At 64.1% G+C, this 18,860-nt stretch carries 21 protein-coding genes; 11 read left to right on the top strand and 10 right to left on the bottom strand.

The annotated features are described in order from the left end of the window. The first annotated feature begins 338 nt into the window (after nucleotides 1-338). Nucleotides 339-728, top strand: coding sequence for a response regulator (locus tag ACVMIH_RS13235; RefSeq protein ID WP_057019106.1), 390 nt, complete (start codon nucleotides 339-341; stop codon nucleotides 726-728). A 5-nt stretch (nucleotides 729-733) separates the two neighbouring features. After that, complete coding sequence (locus tag ACVMIH_RS13230) at nucleotides 734-1,144, top strand: response regulator (RefSeq protein ID WP_168858046.1); 411 nt, start codon at nucleotides 734-736, stop codon at nucleotides 1,142-1,144. 49 nt (nucleotides 1,145-1,193) lie between these two features. Here ACVMIH_RS13230 and ACVMIH_RS13225 read toward each other — a convergent pair whose 3' ends face one another. Then, nucleotides 1,194-1,505: a hypothetical protein gene (locus tag ACVMIH_RS13225; protein ID WP_456814566.1), complete on the bottom strand. Its 312-nt coding sequence runs from the start codon at nucleotides 1,503-1,505 to the stop codon at nucleotides 1,194-1,196. 348 nt (nucleotides 1,506-1,853) lie between these two features. On the opposite strand from ACVMIH_RS13225, the gene ACVMIH_RS13220 reads away from it, so the two are divergent. Beyond that, nucleotides 1,854-1,994, top strand: a complete 141-nt coding sequence (locus ACVMIH_RS13220) for an MGMT family protein (protein ID WP_456862119.1) — start codon at nucleotides 1,854-1,856, stop codon at nucleotides 1,992-1,994. Beyond that, a complete protein-coding gene (locus tag ACVMIH_RS13215) occupies nucleotides 1,927-2,085 on the top strand; it encodes an MGMT family protein (RefSeq protein WP_456866468.1) in 159 nt (52 codons plus the stop codon). Before ACVMIH_RS13220 ends, ACVMIH_RS13215 begins: the two co-directional genes overlap by 68 nt. A 95-nt stretch (nucleotides 2,086-2,180) precedes the next feature. Here ACVMIH_RS13215 and ACVMIH_RS13210 read toward each other — a convergent pair whose 3' ends face one another. Beyond that, nucleotides 2,181-3,437 (bottom strand): NupC/NupG family nucleoside CNT transporter, encoded by a 1,257-nt coding sequence (locus ACVMIH_RS13210; RefSeq protein WP_456862117.1) that lies wholly within the window; start codon nucleotides 3,435-3,437, stop codon nucleotides 2,181-2,183. Between the two features lie 116 nt (nucleotides 3,438-3,553). On the opposite strand from ACVMIH_RS13210, the gene ACVMIH_RS13205 reads away from it, so the two are divergent. Then, the gene (locus tag ACVMIH_RS13205; RefSeq protein WP_456862115.1) at nucleotides 3,554-4,777 is read left to right on the top strand and encodes an MFS transporter; all 1,224 of its coding nucleotides are present in this window, start codon (nucleotides 3,554-3,556) and stop codon (nucleotides 4,775-4,777) included. A gap of 365 nt (nucleotides 4,778-5,142) precedes the next feature. Here the strand turns inward: ACVMIH_RS13205 and ACVMIH_RS13200 are convergent, their stop codons facing one another. Next, entirely contained in the window at nucleotides 5,143-5,904 is a 762-nt protein-coding gene (locus ACVMIH_RS13200) for an SDR family oxidoreductase (RefSeq protein WP_016846385.1), read from the bottom strand. Nucleotides 5,905-5,916: 12 nt separating this feature from the next. Continuing rightward, on the bottom strand, nucleotides 5,917-6,678 hold the full coding sequence (locus ACVMIH_RS13195) for a hypothetical protein (RefSeq protein WP_057019101.1): 762 nt from the start codon (nucleotides 6,676-6,678) through the stop codon (nucleotides 5,917-5,919). 297 nt (nucleotides 6,679-6,975) lie between these two features. Here ACVMIH_RS13195 and ACVMIH_RS13190 point away from each other — a divergent pair, with 297 nt between their 5' ends. Next, nucleotides 6,976-8,586, top strand: coding sequence for an ABC transporter substrate-binding protein (locus tag ACVMIH_RS13190; RefSeq protein ID WP_456862113.1), 1,611 nt, complete (start codon nucleotides 6,976-6,978; stop codon nucleotides 8,584-8,586). A gap of 188 nt (nucleotides 8,587-8,774) precedes the next feature. Here the strand turns inward: ACVMIH_RS13190 and ACVMIH_RS13185 are convergent, their stop codons facing one another. Together ACVMIH_RS13185 and ACVMIH_RS13180 are read right to left on the bottom strand one after the other, a co-directional pair. Then, nucleotides 8,775-9,068, bottom strand: a complete 294-nt coding sequence (locus tag ACVMIH_RS13185; RefSeq protein ID WP_456862111.1) for a GYD domain-containing protein — start codon at nucleotides 9,066-9,068, stop codon at nucleotides 8,775-8,777. A gap of 352 nt (nucleotides 9,069-9,420) precedes the next feature. After that, nucleotides 9,421-9,639, bottom strand: coding sequence for a hypothetical protein (locus ACVMIH_RS13180; RefSeq protein ID WP_057019099.1), 219 nt, complete (start codon nucleotides 9,637-9,639; stop codon nucleotides 9,421-9,423). 221 nt (nucleotides 9,640-9,860) lie between these two features. Here ACVMIH_RS13180 and pdhA point away from each other — a divergent pair, with 221 nt between their 5' ends. The 3 genes from pdhA to ACVMIH_RS13165 are packed head-to-tail and all read left to right on the top strand — an operon-like array spanning nucleotide 9,861 to nucleotide 12,998. Beyond that, entirely contained in the window at nucleotides 9,861-10,907 is a 1,047-nt protein-coding gene (gene pdhA, locus ACVMIH_RS13175) for a pyruvate dehydrogenase (acetyl-transferring) E1 component subunit alpha (RefSeq protein ID WP_083715114.1), read from the top strand. Next, nucleotides 10,900-11,880 (top strand): alpha-ketoacid dehydrogenase subunit beta, encoded by a 981-nt coding sequence (locus tag ACVMIH_RS13170; RefSeq protein WP_057019116.1) that lies wholly within the window; start codon nucleotides 10,900-10,902, stop codon nucleotides 11,878-11,880. The genes pdhA and ACVMIH_RS13170 overlap by 8 nt, the downstream gene beginning before the upstream one ends. A gap of 20 nt (nucleotides 11,881-11,900) precedes the next feature. Next, the gene (locus tag ACVMIH_RS13165) at nucleotides 11,901-12,998 is read left to right on the top strand and encodes a dihydrolipoamide acetyltransferase family protein (protein ID WP_456862109.1); all 1,098 of its coding nucleotides are present in this window, start codon (nucleotides 11,901-11,903) and stop codon (nucleotides 12,996-12,998) included. A 30-nt stretch (nucleotides 12,999-13,028) separates the two neighbouring features. Here ACVMIH_RS13165 and ACVMIH_RS13160 read toward each other — a convergent pair whose 3' ends face one another. The 4 genes from ACVMIH_RS13160 to ACVMIH_RS13145 form a co-directional block, all read right to left on the bottom strand. Continuing rightward, nucleotides 13,029-13,454: a carboxymuconolactone decarboxylase family protein gene (locus tag ACVMIH_RS13160; RefSeq protein WP_057019097.1), complete on the bottom strand. Its 426-nt coding sequence runs from the start codon at nucleotides 13,452-13,454 to the stop codon at nucleotides 13,029-13,031. 184 nt (nucleotides 13,455-13,638) lie between these two features. Beyond that, nucleotides 13,639-14,481 (bottom strand): transglutaminase family protein, encoded by an 843-nt coding sequence (locus ACVMIH_RS13155; RefSeq protein WP_168858053.1) that lies wholly within the window; start codon nucleotides 14,479-14,481, stop codon nucleotides 13,639-13,641. 191 nt (nucleotides 14,482-14,672) lie between these two features. Further along, nucleotides 14,673-15,617 carry an alpha-E domain-containing protein gene (locus ACVMIH_RS13150; RefSeq protein ID WP_057019095.1) on the bottom strand — a complete coding sequence of 315 codons (945 nt, stop codon included), beginning with the start codon at nucleotides 15,615-15,617 and terminating at the stop codon, nucleotides 14,673-14,675. A 170-nt stretch (nucleotides 15,618-15,787) separates the two neighbouring features. Next, complete coding sequence (locus ACVMIH_RS13145) at nucleotides 15,788-17,206, bottom strand: circularly permuted type 2 ATP-grasp protein (RefSeq protein ID WP_456862107.1); 1,419 nt, start codon at nucleotides 17,204-17,206, stop codon at nucleotides 15,788-15,790. Between the two features lie 225 nt (nucleotides 17,207-17,431). Here ACVMIH_RS13145 and ACVMIH_RS13140 point away from each other — a divergent pair, with 225 nt between their 5' ends. Beyond that, on the top strand, nucleotides 17,432-18,184 hold the full coding sequence (locus tag ACVMIH_RS13140; protein WP_076830204.1) for a competence/damage-inducible protein A: 753 nt from the start codon (nucleotides 17,432-17,434) through the stop codon (nucleotides 18,182-18,184). Between the two features lie 6 nt (nucleotides 18,185-18,190). Continuing rightward, nucleotides 18,191-18,718: a xanthine phosphoribosyltransferase gene (gene gpt, locus ACVMIH_RS13135; RefSeq protein WP_057019092.1), complete on the top strand. Its 528-nt coding sequence runs from the start codon at nucleotides 18,191-18,193 to the stop codon at nucleotides 18,716-18,718. Nucleotides 18,719-18,860 lie beyond the last annotated feature (142 nt).

The raw sequence follows: 18,860 nt of genomic DNA, 5'->3' as shown, positions 1-18,860 counted from the left end.
CTGGTGCTGGACCAGTCGAAAGACCGGATGAGTGCGGCAGCTTCGCCCTCAGCCCGCGGAAAATCGCCTTTTACTTCTCGAACAGTGCCCATGGCGATCAACAAAGCAAACATTGGAATCGGGAACAATGGCCCACGAAACCCTGATGTCAACAGAGCAACGACGAGATGGGCATAACGAGCTGTCGCAACGGGCCATAAGCAGTCATCAACCGCCGCTGTAGGTCGGCGGTCGGCCGAGAATGTTCCCGCCACGACGCCAAATTAGCAAAAGAACTCAATGGCTTGGAACGTTGTGCCCCTCTGTAGGTTGGCTGACCAGCATCCGAGGAGCCAACGATGGTCCCCCAAGCGCAGCAAAAGAGCGAACGGATCAGGGTTTTGTTCGTGGAGGACGAATGGTTCATCCGATTTGACGTAGCTGAGCAGCTTCGAGGCGCGGGGTTTGAGGTTATTGAGGCGAGGACCGCCGATGACGCGATGGACTACATCTCATCAGGCGAGCGGATTGACGCGCTGATAACCGATATCCGGATGCCCGGAACCCTTGATGGTCTGGAGTTGGCTGGGAAGGTCCGCGTCATGCAACCGATGCTCCTTATCCTCGTTGCCTCTGGAAGCACAGAATTGGAGAGCGCAGCGAGCCGCGTAGGTAGGTTCATCAGCAAGCCCTACGATCCCAAGCAGATCGCGATGCTGATCGCGGAGATGCTCGGCCCGGCGCTGTAGTAAGCATGCAAGCAACAACTGTATTGATCGTCGAGCAGGACGTGCTCGTGCGCCATCCGCTGGCGGAGTACCTTCGTGAGTGCGGCTATCGCGTGATGGAAGCAACTCAACACGATGAGGCACGTGAATGCCTCGAAGGCGGGAAACACTGTATCGAAGTCGCCCTGATCGACGTAGGCGGCCCCACCGGCTCTGGGTTTGCTCTTTCTGCGTGGATACGGAGCAACTACCCAACTGTGAAGACAATGCTGGGCGCGACGGTCGGCAAGGTCCTCGCGCTCGCGGGTGACCTTTGCGAGGAAGGCCCGCAGGCAGCGAAGAAGCTGAATTATCGCCCCGTGTTGGATCACATTCGCCAACTGCTCGCGACCCGGAAGCCGCCGAAAATCACCAGCCGCGATACCCGCGCAGGATAGGTGGCTACAAACAGTGCGCTCATCGCGCTGCCTTCGGAATTCCCCATGATCACCGCTTGTGATGCGCCAATTGTTGTATCCATGATGGCGCGAACGTCGTCCATGCGTTGCTCAAGGGAAGGAGCATCGGAATCCGGTCGGATAGTCCGTCGCCCCTTTTGTCGAATGTAGTGACACGCGCGAAGGCTGAAAGCCGCTGCAAGAATGCCGTATATCCGGACGTTTCGTGCTGAAAATCGACGCGCGAGAACCCACCAAGAACCATGATGATGTCGATAGGTCCTTCACCCATCACTTGACAGGCGATATTGACCTCGCCGCTCAGAGCATATCTGGCTTCGGCTAAGGCGAACTCTGACATCCATTTCGGTCCTCGCGAGACCCGACAATTCTCCTCGGCTGAACTATGGGGGTCAGCGGATAAAGTCACCTCAGAAGTATGGCAATGTCCACAGCGGGTCATTCACGTCGAATCGCATCGAGCGGAGCCGCCGGTCGATGTCCGCAATGCTCCGTTTGCGTCTACGCCGGCACTGCGCGGCAAACGACGCTAGGGGCCTATAGCTGCCCCGCAATGTTAAGACGGCGGCGCGCACTTCGAAACTAAACACCGGCACGTCCGGTCGAATCTTCCGTGCCAACGCGACGCGCTCGTCCAACCGCAAGTAAAATGGCGAAAACCCTCTGAGAAATCTGCTACACTCGATCTATGAAAACCTTTTCAGATAAGGTCCGCGACATCGTGCGCAAGATCCCAAAGGGGAAGGCCATGACGTACAAAGCTGTCGCTGCTAAAGCCGGCAATCCGAAGGCTTGCGCGCGCGGTCGGTGCCATAATGCGCACGAATGACGACCCATCGATCCCCTGTCATCGCGTTATTGCAAGCGACGGCTCAATGCGCGGCTACGTGCGCCCGCGCCGTCGGCCGGCCCAACAATGATCCGCTTGGCAGGGAGCTTCACCGCGTCAGCACCGCCCCGGATTGCGCGGAGCCTGTCATCGCGCGACCCGTTGGCTCCATCCGGGCTACTGCGACTACGGCTGCGTCAGCATCCCCACGATCGCGCCCATCAGGCAGGTCGTCAGCGTGCCCGAGACGATCGACTTCAGCCCGAGCGCGTTGATCTCGTCGCGCCGCTCGGGCGCCATGATGCCGAGGCCGCCGATCATGATGCCGAGGCTCGCGAAGTTCGCAAAGCCGCACATCGCGTAGAGCATGATCAGCCGCGAGCGCGGATCGAGCGCGTCGGGGCCGAGCTTCGACAGGTCGACATAGGCGATCAACTCGTTCAGCACGGTCTTGGTGCCCATCAGGCTTCCGGCCGTGATCGCCTGCGGCCAGGGCAGGCCCATCAGCCAGCACACCGGCGCCATGACGTAACCAAGCAGGCGCTGCAGCGAAATCTTCGCGCCGCCGATCTCCGGCAGCAGGCCGATGATCGCGTTTGCCAGATACACCAGCGCGACCAGCACGAGCAGCATCGCGATGATGTTCATCAAGAGCTCGAGCCCGGCTGCCGTGCCCTTCACGATGGCGTCCATCGTCGACGACACCTGGATATCGGGATTGTCGAGCGATCCGCCGGTGCGCTTGCCGGACGTTTCCGGCACCATGATCAGGCTCACTAAAATAGCGGCCGGCGCGCCGAGCACCGAGGCGATGACGAAATGCGCGGCCGCATCCGGGATCAGCGGCGCCAGCAGCGTGGCGTACAGCACCAGCACCGTGCCGGCGATCCCGGCCATGCCGCCGGTCATCACCAGAAACAATTCGGAGCGCGTCAGCTGTGCGAGATAGGGGCGGATGAAGAGCGGCGCTTCGACCATGCCGAGAAAGATATTGGCCGCGGTCGAGAGCCCGACCGCGCCGCCGACGCCGAGTGTGCGCTCCAGGATCCAGGCCATGCCGCGCACGACAGGCGGCAGCACGCGCCAATAGAACAACAGCGTCGTCAGCACGCTCATGACCAGCACGATCGGCAGCGCCTGGAAGGCGAGGATGAAATCCGAGCCGGGCGCCTTGGGATCGAACGGCGCGGGGCCGCCGCCGACATAGCCGAACACGAAGGCGGTGCCGGCGCGCGTCGCGGCCGCGATCGTGCCGACCGCGTCATTGATCGCGCCGAAGGCCTGCGTCACCAGCGGCACCTTGATCAGCACCAGAGCCGTGACGATCGTGACGACAAGCCCGATCGACGCCTGGCGCAACGACACCTTCAGGCGATTCTCGCTCAGCGCCCAGGCAATCAAGAGCAACGCCACCACGCCGAACGCCGATTGCAACTGCAGCATCACGCCCCCAAGAACTCTCGCGGGATTATGGGCAGGAGCCTCGCGCAGCGCAATGCTGTTGCGCGTTCTCTCTCCTGCCATTGACAAGTTGCAGGCGCTCGGCCACGCAATCATCCATGTCCTCCGCCACGCCGGCCGGCGCTCGCGATCTGCTCGGCCACAGACCGTTCCTGTTCTTCTTGTCGTCGCGCAGCCTGTCGCGCTTCTCCAGCCAGATCGGCGCGGTGGCGATCGGCTGGCAGATCTATGATCTGACCGGCAGCGCGTTCGACCTCGGCATGGTCGGACTGGTGCAGTTCCTGCCGACGGGGCTGTTGGTGTTCGTCGCCGGCCGCGCCGCCGACCGCTTCGAGCGCAAGCGCGTGGTGCAGGCCTGCCAGATCGCGGAGGCGCTGACCGCATTGTTTCTTGCCGGAAGCACTTTTGCCGGCACCATCTCCGAGATCCAGATCTTCGTCGCGACCTTCGTGCTCGGGATCGCCGGCGCGTTCGAGAGTCCGGCGACCGCCGCGCTATTGCCGCTGATCGCGCCGCAAGGCTCGCTGCAGCGGGCGACCGCGATATCGAGCGGCGCGGCGCAGGTCGCGACCATCACCGGACCCGCGCTCGGCGGCTTTGCCTATGCCCTGATGCCGAGCGCGCCCTACGGCATCATGATGGTGTTCTGGCTGTTCGGCGCGCTGCTCACCGGCGGCATCGGCCGGTTGCAGCAGGCGTCGGTGAAGAACGGCGGGTCGTCGGACGACCTGTTTGCCGGCGTCACCTTCGTTCGCAGCAATCCGGCGATCCTCGGCACCATCTCGCTCGACCTGTTCGCGGTGCTGTTCGGCGGCGTCACCGCGCTGCTGCCGATCTATGCGCGCGATATCCTGCAAGCCGGTCCGCTCGGCCTCGGAATCCTGCGCGCTGCGCCCGCGGTCGGTGCGCTCTTGATGACGATGGTGCTGGCGCGGCACACCATCAACCGCCGCGTCGGCATGCGCATGTTCCAGGCGGTGATCGTGTTCGGCGTTGCGACGGTGGTGTTCGCGCTGTCGCACTGGATGTGGCTGTCGGCGCTGGCGCTCGCGGTGCTCGGCGCCGCGGACACGATCAGCGTCGTGATCCGCTTCTCGCTGGTGCAGCTCGCCACCCCCGACGAGATGCGCGGCCGCGTCGGCGCGGTGAACTTCCTGTTCATCAACGCGTCAAACCAACTCGGCCAGTTCGAGAGCGGCGTCACCGCGGCGCTGCTCGGCACCGTGCCGTCGGCCGTGCTCGGCGGCGTCGCCACGGTCGCGGTCGCGCTGCTCTGGATGAAGCTGTTCCCGACGCTGCGGGACGTCGAGAAGCTGGAGTAGGGCGCTTCCCTTACCTCGCCCCGCTTGCGGGGAGAGGTCGGATTGCGCAGCAATCCGGGTGAGGGGGACTCTCCGCGCGTTTGTCTCTCACCATCCTCGTGGAGACTCCCCCTCATCCCGACGTTCTCCCGCGCGCGGGGAGAAGGGGAAGATCAGCCCCGGGCAAGCTTTTCATGATTTCGGAATAATGGAAAAGTATCGCTGATTTGCCCGACGTGTCAAGTTGCCGTGTCGAACGCCGGCAGCTGCCGGCTCCTTTGCATGGGGTTGTTTTCGATAATTTGGCAGCGTGCCCCGGCGCCGGCCGGCCGGGACAAGCCCGGCCGGGCGTCGTGAGGGTCCTGCCGCAAGCAGGGAGGAGAAGATCAGCCCCGGCCGACGAACGGCATCTTGGTCGCCATGACCGTCATGAACAACACGTTGGCGTCGAGCGGCAGGCCGGCCATGTAGGCGACGGCATCGCCGACCGCCTTGGCGTCCATGCGCGGCTCGTGCTTGGTGGTGCCGTCCGGCTGCAGCACGCCGGGGCCGTTGACCATGCGGTCGGTCATCGGGGTCGCGGCATTGCCGATATCGACCTGGCCGACCGCGATGTCATACATGCGGCCGTCGAGGTTGGACGACTTGGTGAGGCCGGTGATGGCGTGCTTGGTCGAGGTGTAGGCGGCCGAGAACGGCCGCGGCGCATGCGCCGAGATCGAGCCGTTGTTGATGATGCGGCCGCCGCGCGGCTTCTGGTCCTTCATGATGCGGAAGGCGTGCTGGGTGCACAGGAACGGCGCGGTGAGGTTGGTGTTGACCACCGCCTGCCACTGCTCGAGCGGCAAATCCTCGAAGTTCACCGGCGGCGCGCCCATGCCGGCGTTGTTGAACAGCACGTCGAGCCGGCCATAGGTCGCCTTCACCTTGTCGAACAGGGCTGCGATCGCGGCCGGATTGGCCATGTCGGCCGAAACGCACAGGCTCTTGCCGGCGGGGCCGAGCTTGGCGGTCTCTTCCAGCATCTCCATGCGGCGCCCGGCGAGCACCACGGTGTAGCCCTTGTCCATCAAAGCGAGCGACGCGGCGCGTCCGACGCCGGTGCCGGCGCCGGTCACGAGTGCGATCTTGCTGGTTGCCTCAGTCATCCGAGTTTCCTCTTACTTGGTTTTTGCTTCGGTTTCGTTCTTGTAGGGTGGGCGTGGAATGTTCTGGTGCGCCGCGCGCAGCGCCGCCGACCAGCGCGAGCGCAGGTCGTGGAAATAGGGCTCGCCGGCCTCGATGCGGTGGTTGAGGTCGGCCTCGCAGGCGTCCGTGCGCACCACCAGCACGTCGATCGGCAGGCCGACGCCGAGGTTGGAGCGCATCGTCGAATCCATCGAGATCAGCCCGGTCTTCAGCGCCTCGTAGAGCTCGACGTCGTAATGCATGGCGCGGTCGAGCACTGGCTTGCCGTATTTGTGCTCGCCGATCTGCAGGTACGGCGTGTCGGTGGTGCACTCGATGAAGTTGCCGGCGGTGTAGACCATGAACAGGCGCATCCGCGAGCCCTTGATCTGGCCACCGAACAGGAACGAGACGTCGAAGGAGATGTCCTCGGCGCGCAGTGCGTCGCCCTCGGTGGCGTGCACCGAGCGGATGGCGCGGCCGATCCGCTGCGCCGCCTGGAACATGGTCGGGGCGTTCATCAGCGTCTCGAGCTCGCCGGTGTCCGGATTTTCCATGCCCTCGGTCAGGGTCGACAGCACCGACTGGCTGATCGCGAGATTCCCGGCGCTGGCGATCGCCATGATGCGGTCGCCAGGCTTTTCGAAGATGTGCAGCTTGCGGAAGGTCGAGACGTTGTCGAGGCCGGCATTGGTGCGGGTATCGGCGATCATGACGAGCCCGTCGCGCACCAGAATTCCGCAGCAATAGGTCATTTAAAGCCCTCAGACGGTCCGAGTTTCTCGGCGGGAAACGTGTAGCCAATTTCGAGGATGCATCCAACCCCAATTCCCCGTGACGGGACGTGCGATGGCCGGTCGCGCGGGTCACCGCCGGTCCCGGCGGTGGTCCGTCCGGGTGCCCTGTTCCGGCCATCGAGGTCGCGAGCATTCCGGTCTCGCTCTGCGTGGCGCGCAGCCGGCAATGATCTTCGCCTTGCGTCGTTGCGAGGGGCGGGGTGTTGTGCTCGACTGCCTGCAACCGACGACAACAAGAAATTTCGGGAGGCGGGAATGTCGTTCAAACTGGCCGCGTGCATCGTGGCATTGGGTTTCGCGGCGCTCGCCGCGAGCCCTGCATCGGCGCAGAAGCAGGGCGGCACCCTGCGGCTCTATCACAACGACAACCCGCCCTCGACCTCGCTGCTCGAGGAATCCACCATCGCCTCGGTGATGCCGTTCGCGGCCGTCTTCAACAACCTTGTGGTGTTCGATCCGGCCAAGGTGCACGAAAGCATCGACACCGTGATCCCCGATCTCGCCGAGAGCTGGTCGTGGGACCAGACCAACACAAAGCTTACCTTCAAGCTGCGGCACGGCGTGAAGTGGCATGACGGTCAGCCGTTCACGGCCAGGGACGTGCAGTGCACCTGGCGGATGCTGATCGGCAAGAGCGAGACCCAAGACGTCAAAACACCGGACTTCAAGCGCAACCCGCGCAAGGTCTGGTACTCGAAGCTCAGGGATGTCAGCATCAATGGCGACGATGAGGCGACCTTCGAGCTGACCGAGCCGCAGCCCGGTCTCTTGGCGCTGCTCGCGAGCGCCTTCTCCGTGGTCTATCCCTGCCACGTGCCGCAGCAGGTGATGCGCACCAAGCCGGTCGGCACCGGGCCGTTCAAGTTCGTTGAGTTCCGGCGCGGTGATTCTATCCGTCTGGTCCGCAATCCCGATTACTTCAAGAAGGACCGGCCGTATCTCGACGAGATCACGGTGCGCTCGATCGACAGCCGCGCCACCCGCATGCTGGCGTTCGCGACCGGCGATTATGACATCACCTTTCCGTCCGACGTCAGCATTCCCCTGATGAAGGACGTCAAGGCGCGGGCGCCGAACGCGATCTGCGAGATGACCTCGACCAATCTGCAGATCAATCTTCTGGTCAACCGCGTCAATCCGCCGTTCGACAATCCGGATATCCGCAAGGCGATGTCGCTGGCGCTGGATCGCAAGGCCTTCAACAGCATCCTGTTCGAGGGCAGCGGGAGGCTCGGCGGCGCGATGCAGGCCAAGCCCGAAGGCGAGTGGGGCATGCCGCCGGAGATCCTGTCGACGCTGATGGGATACGGTCCCGATACCGGGAAGAACCTCGCCGAGGCGCAGGCGATCATGCAGAAGCTCGGCTACAGCGACGCCAAGCCGCTGTCGATCAAGATCCAGACCCGGAACCTGCCGACCTATCGCGACCCGGCGGTGATCCTCGCCGACCAGCTCAAGAAGATCTATATCACGGCCGAGCTCGACATTCTGGACACGCCGCGCTGGTACTCGCGGCTGCAGCGCAAGGACTACACCATCGGCCTCAATGTCACCGGCGTCAGCGTCGACGATCCCGACGGCAATCTGGTCGAGAACTATTCCTGCAACTCCGAGCGCAACTACACCCAGTATTGCAACGCCGAAGTCGACAAGCTGCTGGCGGCGCAGTCGCGCGAGGTCGACAGGGACAAGCGCCGCAAGATCGTGTTCGACATCGAGCACCTGCTGGTCGACGATGCCGCGCGGCCGGTCATCCTGCACTCATCGGCCGGCAATTGCTGGCAGCCCTATGTGAGGAATTTCCATCCGCACGACAACAGCCAGTACAACAATCTGCGCTTCGAGGATGTCTGGCTGGATAAATAACGCGCGGTGGCCCGTTGGCGACGACGTGTGCCGTCGCCCTCGTGCGCTTCGTATCCTTATTTATTCATACGACCAAAGCCGCGGCTGGTCCTGCGCACGCGCGCACTTCCGCGCCGATCGCCGGGGCAAGTTTGCGACGGCGCCCGTCAGTCAGGCCGCGTAGAGATCGATCGGGATATCCGACTTAGCTACGGGAGCTCGGATATCAGCTTGGTCCACTCCGCCTCGGGCCAGGCCCGTGAGGTGCAAGTCCGTATGTTTCCCAGAGAGCTGAGGGCAAGCGCGAGTTTTGTGATGTTGTCGCCGAGCGGTGCTTCGGCGAGGAGAAGGATGTCATGCTCGCCGGAGGTGAGATAGACCTCCTTGATTTCGACACCTAGTGTCTTGGCGAGTTCTTTCGCCGCTCGGCTGCGCTTGGGAGCTTCCTTGACATTACGAATTCCCTGGTCGGTCCAGTCGACCCTCAATATGAATGTCGCCATGTCGTCCTCCAAGGGTTAAGCACTGCCCTTGTCTGCCGCGCGCGCGGCAGGCCAACCTGTTTCATGTTGAAGTTGAGGGAGCGCCACATAAGGCAGGCGCTGCTTTCAGACTGCGATGCCTGCCGACGGCCTGACCGCTGCCCGTTCCTTCAAACGGCGACGTCGGCCCGTCCCGTCCAAGGGCAGCTCGCTGCAGATTACGCCATGTCCCTTGCTCGAGAAAGAGGGCTCCCCGCGTTGTGATCGGGACCGCGGTGGCCTCGCGTAAGCGAGGGCGCCGCGTCAAGATCACACCCTCTGCGCAAGGATGCGGCCGCAGACCTTCGCGCGCCGGGCAGCTATCCGATGCAAGTCAGCTGTGGGTGTAGTCACCGGGTTTCAACCCGAGCGCCTTGACAGCTGCTTCGGGAAGCGGCCCCCACGCTTCGACCGTTTCATTCGGGGCCATCATGTCCGCAATAATTGCCGTGGCCTTTGCCGCGTCTCCTTCAGCCACGAAGAAGACCGAGCGAACAGGCGGGCCGCCGTCCAACGGCGCAGTTGTTACGAGGACAACCTGACCATTTGCCATGCTCTCTTATACCGCAGTCGCGGCGCCGTTCCACGGATCCTGTCGATCGATCCTCACGACCCGGCCGCTGACGCGTGCGCCAAGAGCGATGCTGCCACGGTATTGCATCGTCGCGGCCCTAACACCAAATAATTGAATGTGGGAGGCAGAACCGCTCCAGGAATGAGCGCGTGGCCAGCAAAAGAGCAAACGAAGAGCTCCCCGTCATTGCGCGCTTTGAGGTGCGCCGCCGCAATTACCTCGCGCCCGACGGCTCGACAGAGCGGCCGCTTCCTGCCTTCGCCACCGATGCCAAGCTGCTGGTCGAACTTTACCGGTCGATGGTGCTCTTGCGTCTGTTCGACCGAAAGGCTGTTGCATTGCAGCGCACCGGTCGGCTGGGAACCTATGCCATTTCGCTCGGCCAGGAGGCGGTGTCGGTCGGGATTGCGAGTGCGATGCGGGAGGATGACGTTCTGTTGCCCTCCTATCGCGACAACGGCGCGTTGCTCTGGCGTGGCGTCGCGCTGGAGGAGATCCTGCTGTTCTGGGGCGGCGATGAACGCGGCAATCAATTCTCCGGTCCGGTGCACGATTTCCCGTTCTGCGTTCCCGTCGGATCACAGGCGCCGCATGCCGCCGGCGTTGCCTACGCCCTGAAGTTGCGCAAGGAGCCGCGCGTGGCCGTCTGCATGTTCGGCGACGGCGCCACCTCGAAAGGCGATGTTTACGAGGCCATGAATTTCGCCGGCGTTCACAAATTGCCGCTCGTGTTCGTCGCCACCAACAATCAATGGGCCATATCGGTGCCGTTGCGTCTGCAGACGGGTTCCGAGACGCTGGCGCAGAAGGCCATCGGCGCCGGGTTCAGCGGCGAGCAGGTGGACGGGAGTGACGTGGTGGCGATGCGTGCCGCGGCCGAGGAGGCCATTGCCACTGCCCGCGACGGCAAGGGCCCTCACTTCATCGAAGCGGTCACCTATCGGCTCGGCGATCACACGACGTCAGATGATGCATTGCGCTATCGTTCGGCCGAAGAAGTCCAGGCGCATTGGAAGGAAGAGCCGATCGCGCGCCTCCGGTCCTATCTTGTGGGTCAGAAGATGTGGACCAAGGCGGATGAGGAGCGGCTTGCCGCCGAGTGCCATGAGCGCATCGAGGCGGCGGTGGAGCGCTATCTGAAGACGCCGCCACGCCGAGCAGAAACCATGTTCGACAACCTCTATGCCGATCTGCCCGAGGCGTATGCCGCGCAGCGTCGCGAACTTGCAGGAGAGGACGATGCCTGAACTCACGTTGGTCGAAGCCATCAATCTGGCGCTCGGCCGCGCGATGGCGGATGATCCCGATGTGGTCGTGCTCGGCGAGGATGTCGGCGTCAATGGCGGCGTCTTCCGCGCGACCGTCGGCTTGCAGGAGCGCTTCGGTCCGGAGCGCGTCCTCGATACGCCGCTTGCCGAACTCCTGATCAGCGGGCTTTGCGTCGGCATGGCCGCGCAGGGACTGAAGCCCGTGGGCGAAATCCAGTTCATGGGATTTATTTATCCCTGTCTCGATCAGCTGGTGAACCACGCATCACGGCTGCGCAACCGTACCCAGGGACGGCTCACTTGTCCGATGGTCCTGCGGACGCCGCATGGTGCCGGCATTCGCGCGCCCGAGCATCATTCCGAAAGCACCGAGGCGATGCTGGCCCACATTCCGGGCTTGCGTGTCGTGGTGCCTTCGTCGCCGGAGCGCGCCTATGGACTTCTCCTCGCCGCGATCCGCGATCCCGATCCGGTGGTGTTCCTGGAGCCGACGCGGTTGTACCGCGCCGTGAAAGGCGAGGTCGAGGACAACGGCGAAGCCTTGCCGATGGATCGCGCCTTTGTCGAGAGGGAAGGTCGCGACGTCACGCTGATCAGCTGGGGTGCGATGCTGAAGGAAACGATGGCCGCAGCGGACGCGCTCGCCGACGAGGGCATCGCTGCCGAGGTTATCGACCTCGCCACGCTCAAGCCCTACGATGAAAACACCGTGCTCAGGTCGGTCACAAAGACCGGGCGCTGCGTCATCGTGCACGAGGCCGCGCACACCGGCGGATTTGGGGCGGAGATCGCGGCCATGATCGCCGAGCGCGGACTGTCCTCGCTGCTCGCACCCGTGACCCGCGTCACCGGCTACGACACGATCATTCCGATGGCCCGCCTCGAGCAACGCTACATGCCGTCGGTCGGACGCATCGTGACCGCAGCCCGAAAGGCGCAACAGTACAACTGAACACCGACGGACCTTGTGCCATGAGCCAGTTCACGTTGCCGGACCTTGGTGAAGGTCTTGAAGAAGCCGAGATCGTCACCTGGTACGTCAACGAGGGCGATCACGTCGTGACCGATCAGCCGCTCGTTTCGGTCGAGACCGACAAGGCGGTGGTCGAGATACCGGCGCCGTCGAGCGGACGCATCGCGCGCCTGTTCGGTGCCAAGGGCGATATCGTGAAGGTCGGCGCGCCGCTCGTCGAGTTTGCCGAGGACGCCGGGCAGGACACCGGCACGATTGTGGGCGAACTCGACACCGGCGAGCAACGGCCGGCGCCAGCAACTGCTTCGCCGCCCAGCGGGCAGGGAGCCCAAGTGTTTCCGGCAGTGCGCGCCCTTGCGCGCAAGCTTGACGTCGCGCTCGATCTCGTCGAGGCGACCGGGCCCGGCGGCACCATCACGCGGGCCGATGTTGAGAGGGCGGCGAAGCGGATGTCTCACAGCGGACCCGCCGAGCCGCTGCGCGGCTTGCGCCGCGCGATGGCCCAACGCATGACGGCAGCGCATGCGGAAATCGTCCCCGCGACGGTCACCGATGAGGCCGACATCGACGATTGGCGGCAGGGCGAGGACGTGACAATCCGCCTGGCGCGGGCGATCGCCGCTGCCTGCAAGGCAGAGCCCGCGCTCAATGCCTGGTATCATTCCGATACGGGAGAACGGCGCCTGATCGAGCGCATCGATCTCGGCATCGCCGTCGACACCGGCGGCGGCCTGATCGTTCCCGTGCTGCGCAATGTCGCGGAGCGGAGCGTATCGGACCTGCGGGCCGGACTCGACCGTCTGCGAGCCGACGCAATCGCGCGCGCGATACCCCCGGAGGAACTGCGCGGTGCGACGATCACGTTGTCGAACTTCGGCATGATCGGAGGCCGGTTTGCTAATCTCATCATCGTGCCGCCACAGACGGCGATCGTCGGCGCCGGGCGGATTTCGGAGCGCGTGGTCGCGCTTCGCGGGCAGGTTGCGGTCCGACGCACGCTGCCGCTATCGCTGACCTTCGATCATCGGGTGGTGACGGGCGGCGAAGCTGCCCGTTTCCTGGTTGTCCTCAAATCCGACGTTGAGCGCATTTCGTGACATCACTCATCCGCGAGACAGGCAGGAGCGTCACGGCTCCTGGCTTCGTCCCGCAGGTGCATCGACGAGGAAGGCCTCGTCGACGGGCACGCCGAGCGCCGTGACCAGCCGGTTGGTCTCGGCGGCCATGCCGACGATTGCCAGCATTTCCTGATATTCGGCGTCGGTCATGCCCTTGGCGCGGGCGCTCGCGGTGTGCGAGTGAATGCAGTAGCTGCAGCCGTGGGCCACCGAGACGGCGACGTAGAGCATCTCCTTGACCTTCGGGTCGAGCGCGCCGGGTGCCATCACCTCCTTGATGCTCTCCCAGGTCCGCCGCAGGGTCTTCGGATCATGCGCCAGCGCGCGCCAGAAATTGTTGACGAAGTCCGAGTTCCGCGTCTTGCGGATGTCGTCGAAGACGGCGCGTGCCTCCGCCGGGAGTTCGTCGTCGGAAAGCAGTTTTACGGTGGCCATGGCTTGTCTCGCTGGTTCGGTTTGCAGCAGCGATCATAGCACCCCTGCCGTCATGAGGAGCGAAGCGACGAAGCAATCCATGCCTCCGCAGGCGGTCAGATGGATTGCTTCGCGGAGCCTGTCCTCGGGCGCGCGTTCGCGCGACCCGTTGGCTCGCAATGACAGACGCGGAGAGGGATCAGCCCTACGACTGCGTCTGGCTCTGCCACTGGCCGGGACGGCCGGCCTGGTCGACCTTGACCGCGACCGTCAGCGTCTCGTTGCCGCCGCCATAGCGGGTGCCGCGGACCGGGGCGGCGCCGAGATAGTCGAGGCCGATCGCGACGCGGGCATGGGCGTCGGTCGTGCAAATGCCATTGGCGGCGTCGAAGCCGATCCAGCCGAGATCGGGCACGAAGGCCTCGGCCCAGGCGTGGCCGGCCTGCTGGTTGACCATGCCGTCGGAGCGCAGGAAGTGGCCGGAGACGAACCGCGCCGGAACGCCGCCGGCGCGCGCGCAGGCGATCAGGATGTGCGCGTAGTCCTGGCAGACGCCGCGCTTCAGCGCGAACGCCTCGGCGGCCGAGGTGGCGCTGTTGGTCGGGTCCTCGTCGAAGGTCATGTGCTCGTAGATCTGCACCATCAGCGCGTGCAGGAAACCGAGCACGTCGGCGCCGGCTTCCGCGCGCAGCTCGCGCACGATGGCCGTCATTGCCGGGTTGAGGTCGGTCAGCGGTGTGGGACGCAGGAACAGGCTCGGCGGAAACCGCTCGTCGCTGCCGCGCAGCACGCCGCCGGTATCCTGGGTCTCGATCAGGCCCTCGCAATGGATCGTGAGGTCGGCGATCGAGCCGTGCGTCAGCACATGGGTGACGTTGCCGAAGGCGTCCTCATGGGTGTCGAGCCGGGAATCGGTCGAGACGTCGATCTGCCAATCCGCGACATACTGGCCGTCATGGCTGCCGGGCGTCATCCGCAGAATCTGGATCACGCCCGAGGCCGCCGGCTCGTAACGATAGGTGGTGGTGTGGGCTATCCGCAGGCGCATGGCTCAACCGGTGTTCAATCGGTTTTTTCAGGGCAGGACTGTCATGCCCGGACCCTTCCCGGGCACCCACGTCTTTCTTCCTAATCGGCCGCGAAAGCAAGATGTCGATGGCCGGGACACCCATGCGAAGACGCGCTTCGCGCTTTTGGCCCCGCCATGACGACAATTTGAGCGTTTTTCGGCCGTATCGGTTAGATCAGGTACTGCTTGGTGATGATCTCACCCAGCCGTGAGTTGTCCGCGATGAACTCCTGGATGAATTCGTGCACGCCGTGCTGGAAGATATCGTCCATGTTGCTGTGCTCGAGCCGGTTCCTGATGCCGCGGGCATGGCGTTGCGAGGCGCCCTGGCGGCCATAGGCGACGCCGATCTGGTCGAGGTTGCGCACCAGGTTGCTGTAGCAGCTGGCAAGCGAGCGCGGCAGCGTATCGTTGAGGATCAACAGGTCGGCGATCAGCCAGGGCTTCAGGGTTTCCCGGTAGACCCAGTGATAGGCGGTCGTTGCCGACACCGAGCGCAGGATCGAGGTCCACTGGTAGTAATCCAGCGGGCCGCCGACATGCTCCTCCTCGGGCAGGAGCATGTGATATTTCACGTCGAGAATCCGTGCGGTATTGTCGGCGCGCTCGAGATGGACCCCGAGCCGCGAGAACCAGTAGGCGTCGTTGCGCAGCATGGTGCGGTAGGCCGAGCCGTCGAAACGCAGCGAGGTCTCCTGCACGAAGCGCAGGAATTTGGCCAGCTCCTCGCGGTTGGCGGGACCCTTGTTCCAGACCGCCTGCAGCTCGATCCACGCCGAATTGATGGTGTCCCACATCTCCGACGTCAGTGCTGTCCGTACCGAGCGTGAATTGAGCCGCGCCGCCTCGATGCAGTTCTTGATCGAGGACGGATTGTCCGACGAGAAGGAGAGATATTCGATGACGTTCCGCTCGTCGGCTTCCTCATAGTGGTCGTAGAAGCTCGCGCCGACGCCGGCGGTGAGCAGTGCGGAATCCCACTCATTGGTCTTGCCGACATAGGCCGCGGGCAGCGCCGTGACGCGCAAGGTCGCATCGATCGTGCGCGCCAGATATTCGGCGCGTTCGACATAACGGGCCAGCCAGAACAGGTTTTCGGCGGTGCGCGACAGCATGCGATAGTCCCTACAAGGCGAAACGTGTTTCACCTCCCCCTGAAAGGGGGAGGTCGACGCGCAGCGGCGGGTGGGGGTTTTCTCTCCATTCGGCGTATGCGGCCGACCCCCACCCCGACCCTCCCCCTTGCAGGGGGAGGGAGGGCTCGCGCAGCGCGTTTGGCTTCAAATCACTCACTCAGTATCCAGGTGTCTTTGGTGCCGCCGCCCTGGCTCGAATTGACGACGAGCGAGCCTTCCTTTAGTGCGACGCGGGTCAGCCCGCCGGGCACGATGGTGGTGTGGCTGGAGCCGGTCAGCACGAACGGGCGGAGGTCGACATGACGCGGCGCCAGCCCCTTGTCGGTGCAGGTCGGGCAGGTCGACAGCGCCAGCGTCGGCTGGGCGATGAAGCCTTCTGGCTCGCGCTTGAGCTTGTCGCGGAATGCCTCGATCGTCGCCTTGGTTGCGGCGGGGCCGATCAGCATGCCGTAGCCGCCCGAGCCGTGCACCTCCTTGACGACGAGGTCGGTGAGGTTGTCGAGCACGTAGGACAGATCCTGCGGTTCGCGGCAGCGCCAGGTCTGCACGTTCTTCAGGATCGGCTCCTCGTTGAGATAGAATTTTACGATGTCCGGCATGTAGGAATAGATCGCCTTGTCGTCGGCGATGCCGGTGCCGACTGCATTGGCGAGCGTGATGTTGCCGGCGGCGTAGGCCGACATCAGTCCGGGGACGCCGAGCGCGGAGTCCGGCCGGAAGGTGAGGGGATCGAGGAAATCGTCGTCGACGCGGCGGTAGATCACGTCGACCCGCTTCAGCCCCTCGGTGGTGCGCATGAACACCTCGTCGTTCTTGACGATGAGGTCGCGCCCCTCGACCAGCTCGATGCCGAGCTTGTCGGCGAGGAAGGAGTGCTCGTAATAGGCCGAGTTGTAGACGCCCGGCGTCATCAGCGCGACTGTCGGCTCGGCGGAGGCGCTGTGCGGCGCCACCGACCGCAGCGCCGACAGCAGCTCGTCCGGATAACGGTCCACCGGCGCGACGCGGTGCCGCGCGAACAGGTCCGGAAACAGCCGCATCATGATCTCGCGGTTTTCCAGCATGTAGGACACGCCGGATGGCGTGCGCGCATTGTCCTCCAGCACAATGAAATTGTCGGGATCGGTGCGGATGATGTCGATGCCGGCGATGTGGACGTAGATGTCGTGCGGCACGTCCTGGCCGTTCATCTCCGGCCGGAACACCGGGTTCTGGAAGATCAGGTCCTCGGGGATGACGTTGGCGCGCAGGATGTCGCGGCCGTGATAGATGTCTTTCAAGAACATGTTGAGCGCGAGCACGCGCTGCTTAAGGCCCTTCTCCAGCAGCGTCCACTCGGTCGCCGACATGATGCGGGGGATGACGTCGAACGGGATCAGCCGCTCCTGGGCCTCGGCATCGCCATAGACCGCGAAGGTGATGCCGATCCGGCGGAACAGCAGCTCCGCTTCCTGGCGTCGATATTCGAGCGCATCCGGCGGCGTCTCTTTGAGCCAGCGGGAGAGCTCCTGGTAGGCCGGGCGGAGATCCTCGCCGAGGCCATTCATCTCATCGAACGCGACTGCCATATAGCCCGACTGCCCTCCCAAGCCATGTGACACAGTGCATGACTTGATGGGATGGTAGCAAGGGGCGGGCCAGCGCGATATGCATTGGCTTGCGGCATTTGCTATGGGTGAAGTGGAAGGCCTGCCCGAAAAACCGGCTGAGGTCTGCTTAATTCGGCGGCAAAACCCCGTGACATCAAGGCATTGGATCGGCAATGTCAGGGGATCAAGTTAGGGAATGAGACCATGAGCGAGATCGTCACGGCGGGGATATTGGTGATCGGCGACGAGATCCTGTCCGGCCGGACCAAGGACAAGAACATCGGCTTCATCGCCGAATACCTGACCAACATCGGCATCGACCTGAAGGAGGTCCGCGTCGTCGCCGATGACGAGGCCGACATCGTCTCTGCCCTTGATGCGCTGCGGCATAGGTACACCTACGTGTTCACCACCGGCGGCATCGGGCCGACCCATGACGACATCACCGCCGACAGCGTGGCGAAGGCGTTCGGGGTCGATATCCATCATCACCCCGAGGTGGTGGCGCGGTTCAGGGAGCGCTGGAGCGAGCAGGACCTCAACGAGGCGCGGCTGCGGATGGCCCGGGTGCCCGACGGCGCCGAGCTGATCCAGAGCGCGACCATCCTGGCGCCGGGCTTCAAGCTCGGCAATGTCATCGTGATGGCCGGCATTCCCAGCATCATGCAGGCGATGATGGACATCGTGGCGCCGACCCTGAAGTCCGGCGTGCGGATGTTGTCGGATTCGGTCCGCGCCGACGCGCGGGAAGGCGACATCGGCGGCCCGCTGCGGGCGATCGCGGAAGCCAATCCCGACACCATCATCGGCAGCTATCCGTTCCAGGACGAGAACCAGAAGCCGAACACCAATCTCGTGGTCCGCTCGCGCGATCCGGAAAAGCTCGCCGCGGCGATGATCGCGGTGAAGGAGATGCTGAAGCAAGTGCAGGCCGCGCAGAAGAAGCCGGCGGGTTGAGACGATATGGCTGAACGAAATTCCGAACCGAGTGCACAGGAGCGAGCCGGCAGGCCGTTTCCGGTCTCGTGGGATCAATTCCATCGGGACTGCCGGGCGCTGACCTGGCGGCTCAATGAGGTCGGCCCGTTCCAAGCGGTGATCGCGATCACCCGCGGCGGGCTGGTGCCCGCAGCGATCGTGGCGCGCGAGCTCGGCTTGCGGGTGATCGATACCGTCTGCGTCGCCAGCTACGACCACGACAAGCAGGGCGACCTGAAAGTGCTCAAGGGCATTTCGGAGCAGACTGCCAAGCTCGGCGGCGGCACCGGCAAGGGGCTCTTGATCGTCGACGACCTCGTCGATACCGGCAAGACCGGCAGGCTGGTGCGCCAATTGCTGCCCGATGCGCATTTCGCGACCGTGTACGCCAAGCCGAAGGGCCGGCCGCTGGTCGACACCTACATCACCGAAGTGTCGCAGGACACCTGGATCTACTTTCCCTGGGATACCGCGCTGTCGTTCCAGCCGCCGATCCGCGACGGGGCGGCATGAGGAGTCACCTCGCCCCGCTTGCGGGGAGAGGTCGATCGCGGAGCGATCGGGTGAGGGGGAGTCACCGCGAGTTCATCTCTCACTATCTTTGCAGACAAGCCCCTCACCCCAACCCTCTCCCCGCAAGAGCGGGGCGAGGGGG

It is taken from the genome of Bradyrhizobium sp. USDA 4503 (assembly GCF_054055815.1).
The sequence above is the reverse complement of the archived record's forward strand: the minus strand, read 5'-3'. Positions and strand labels throughout refer to the sequence as shown.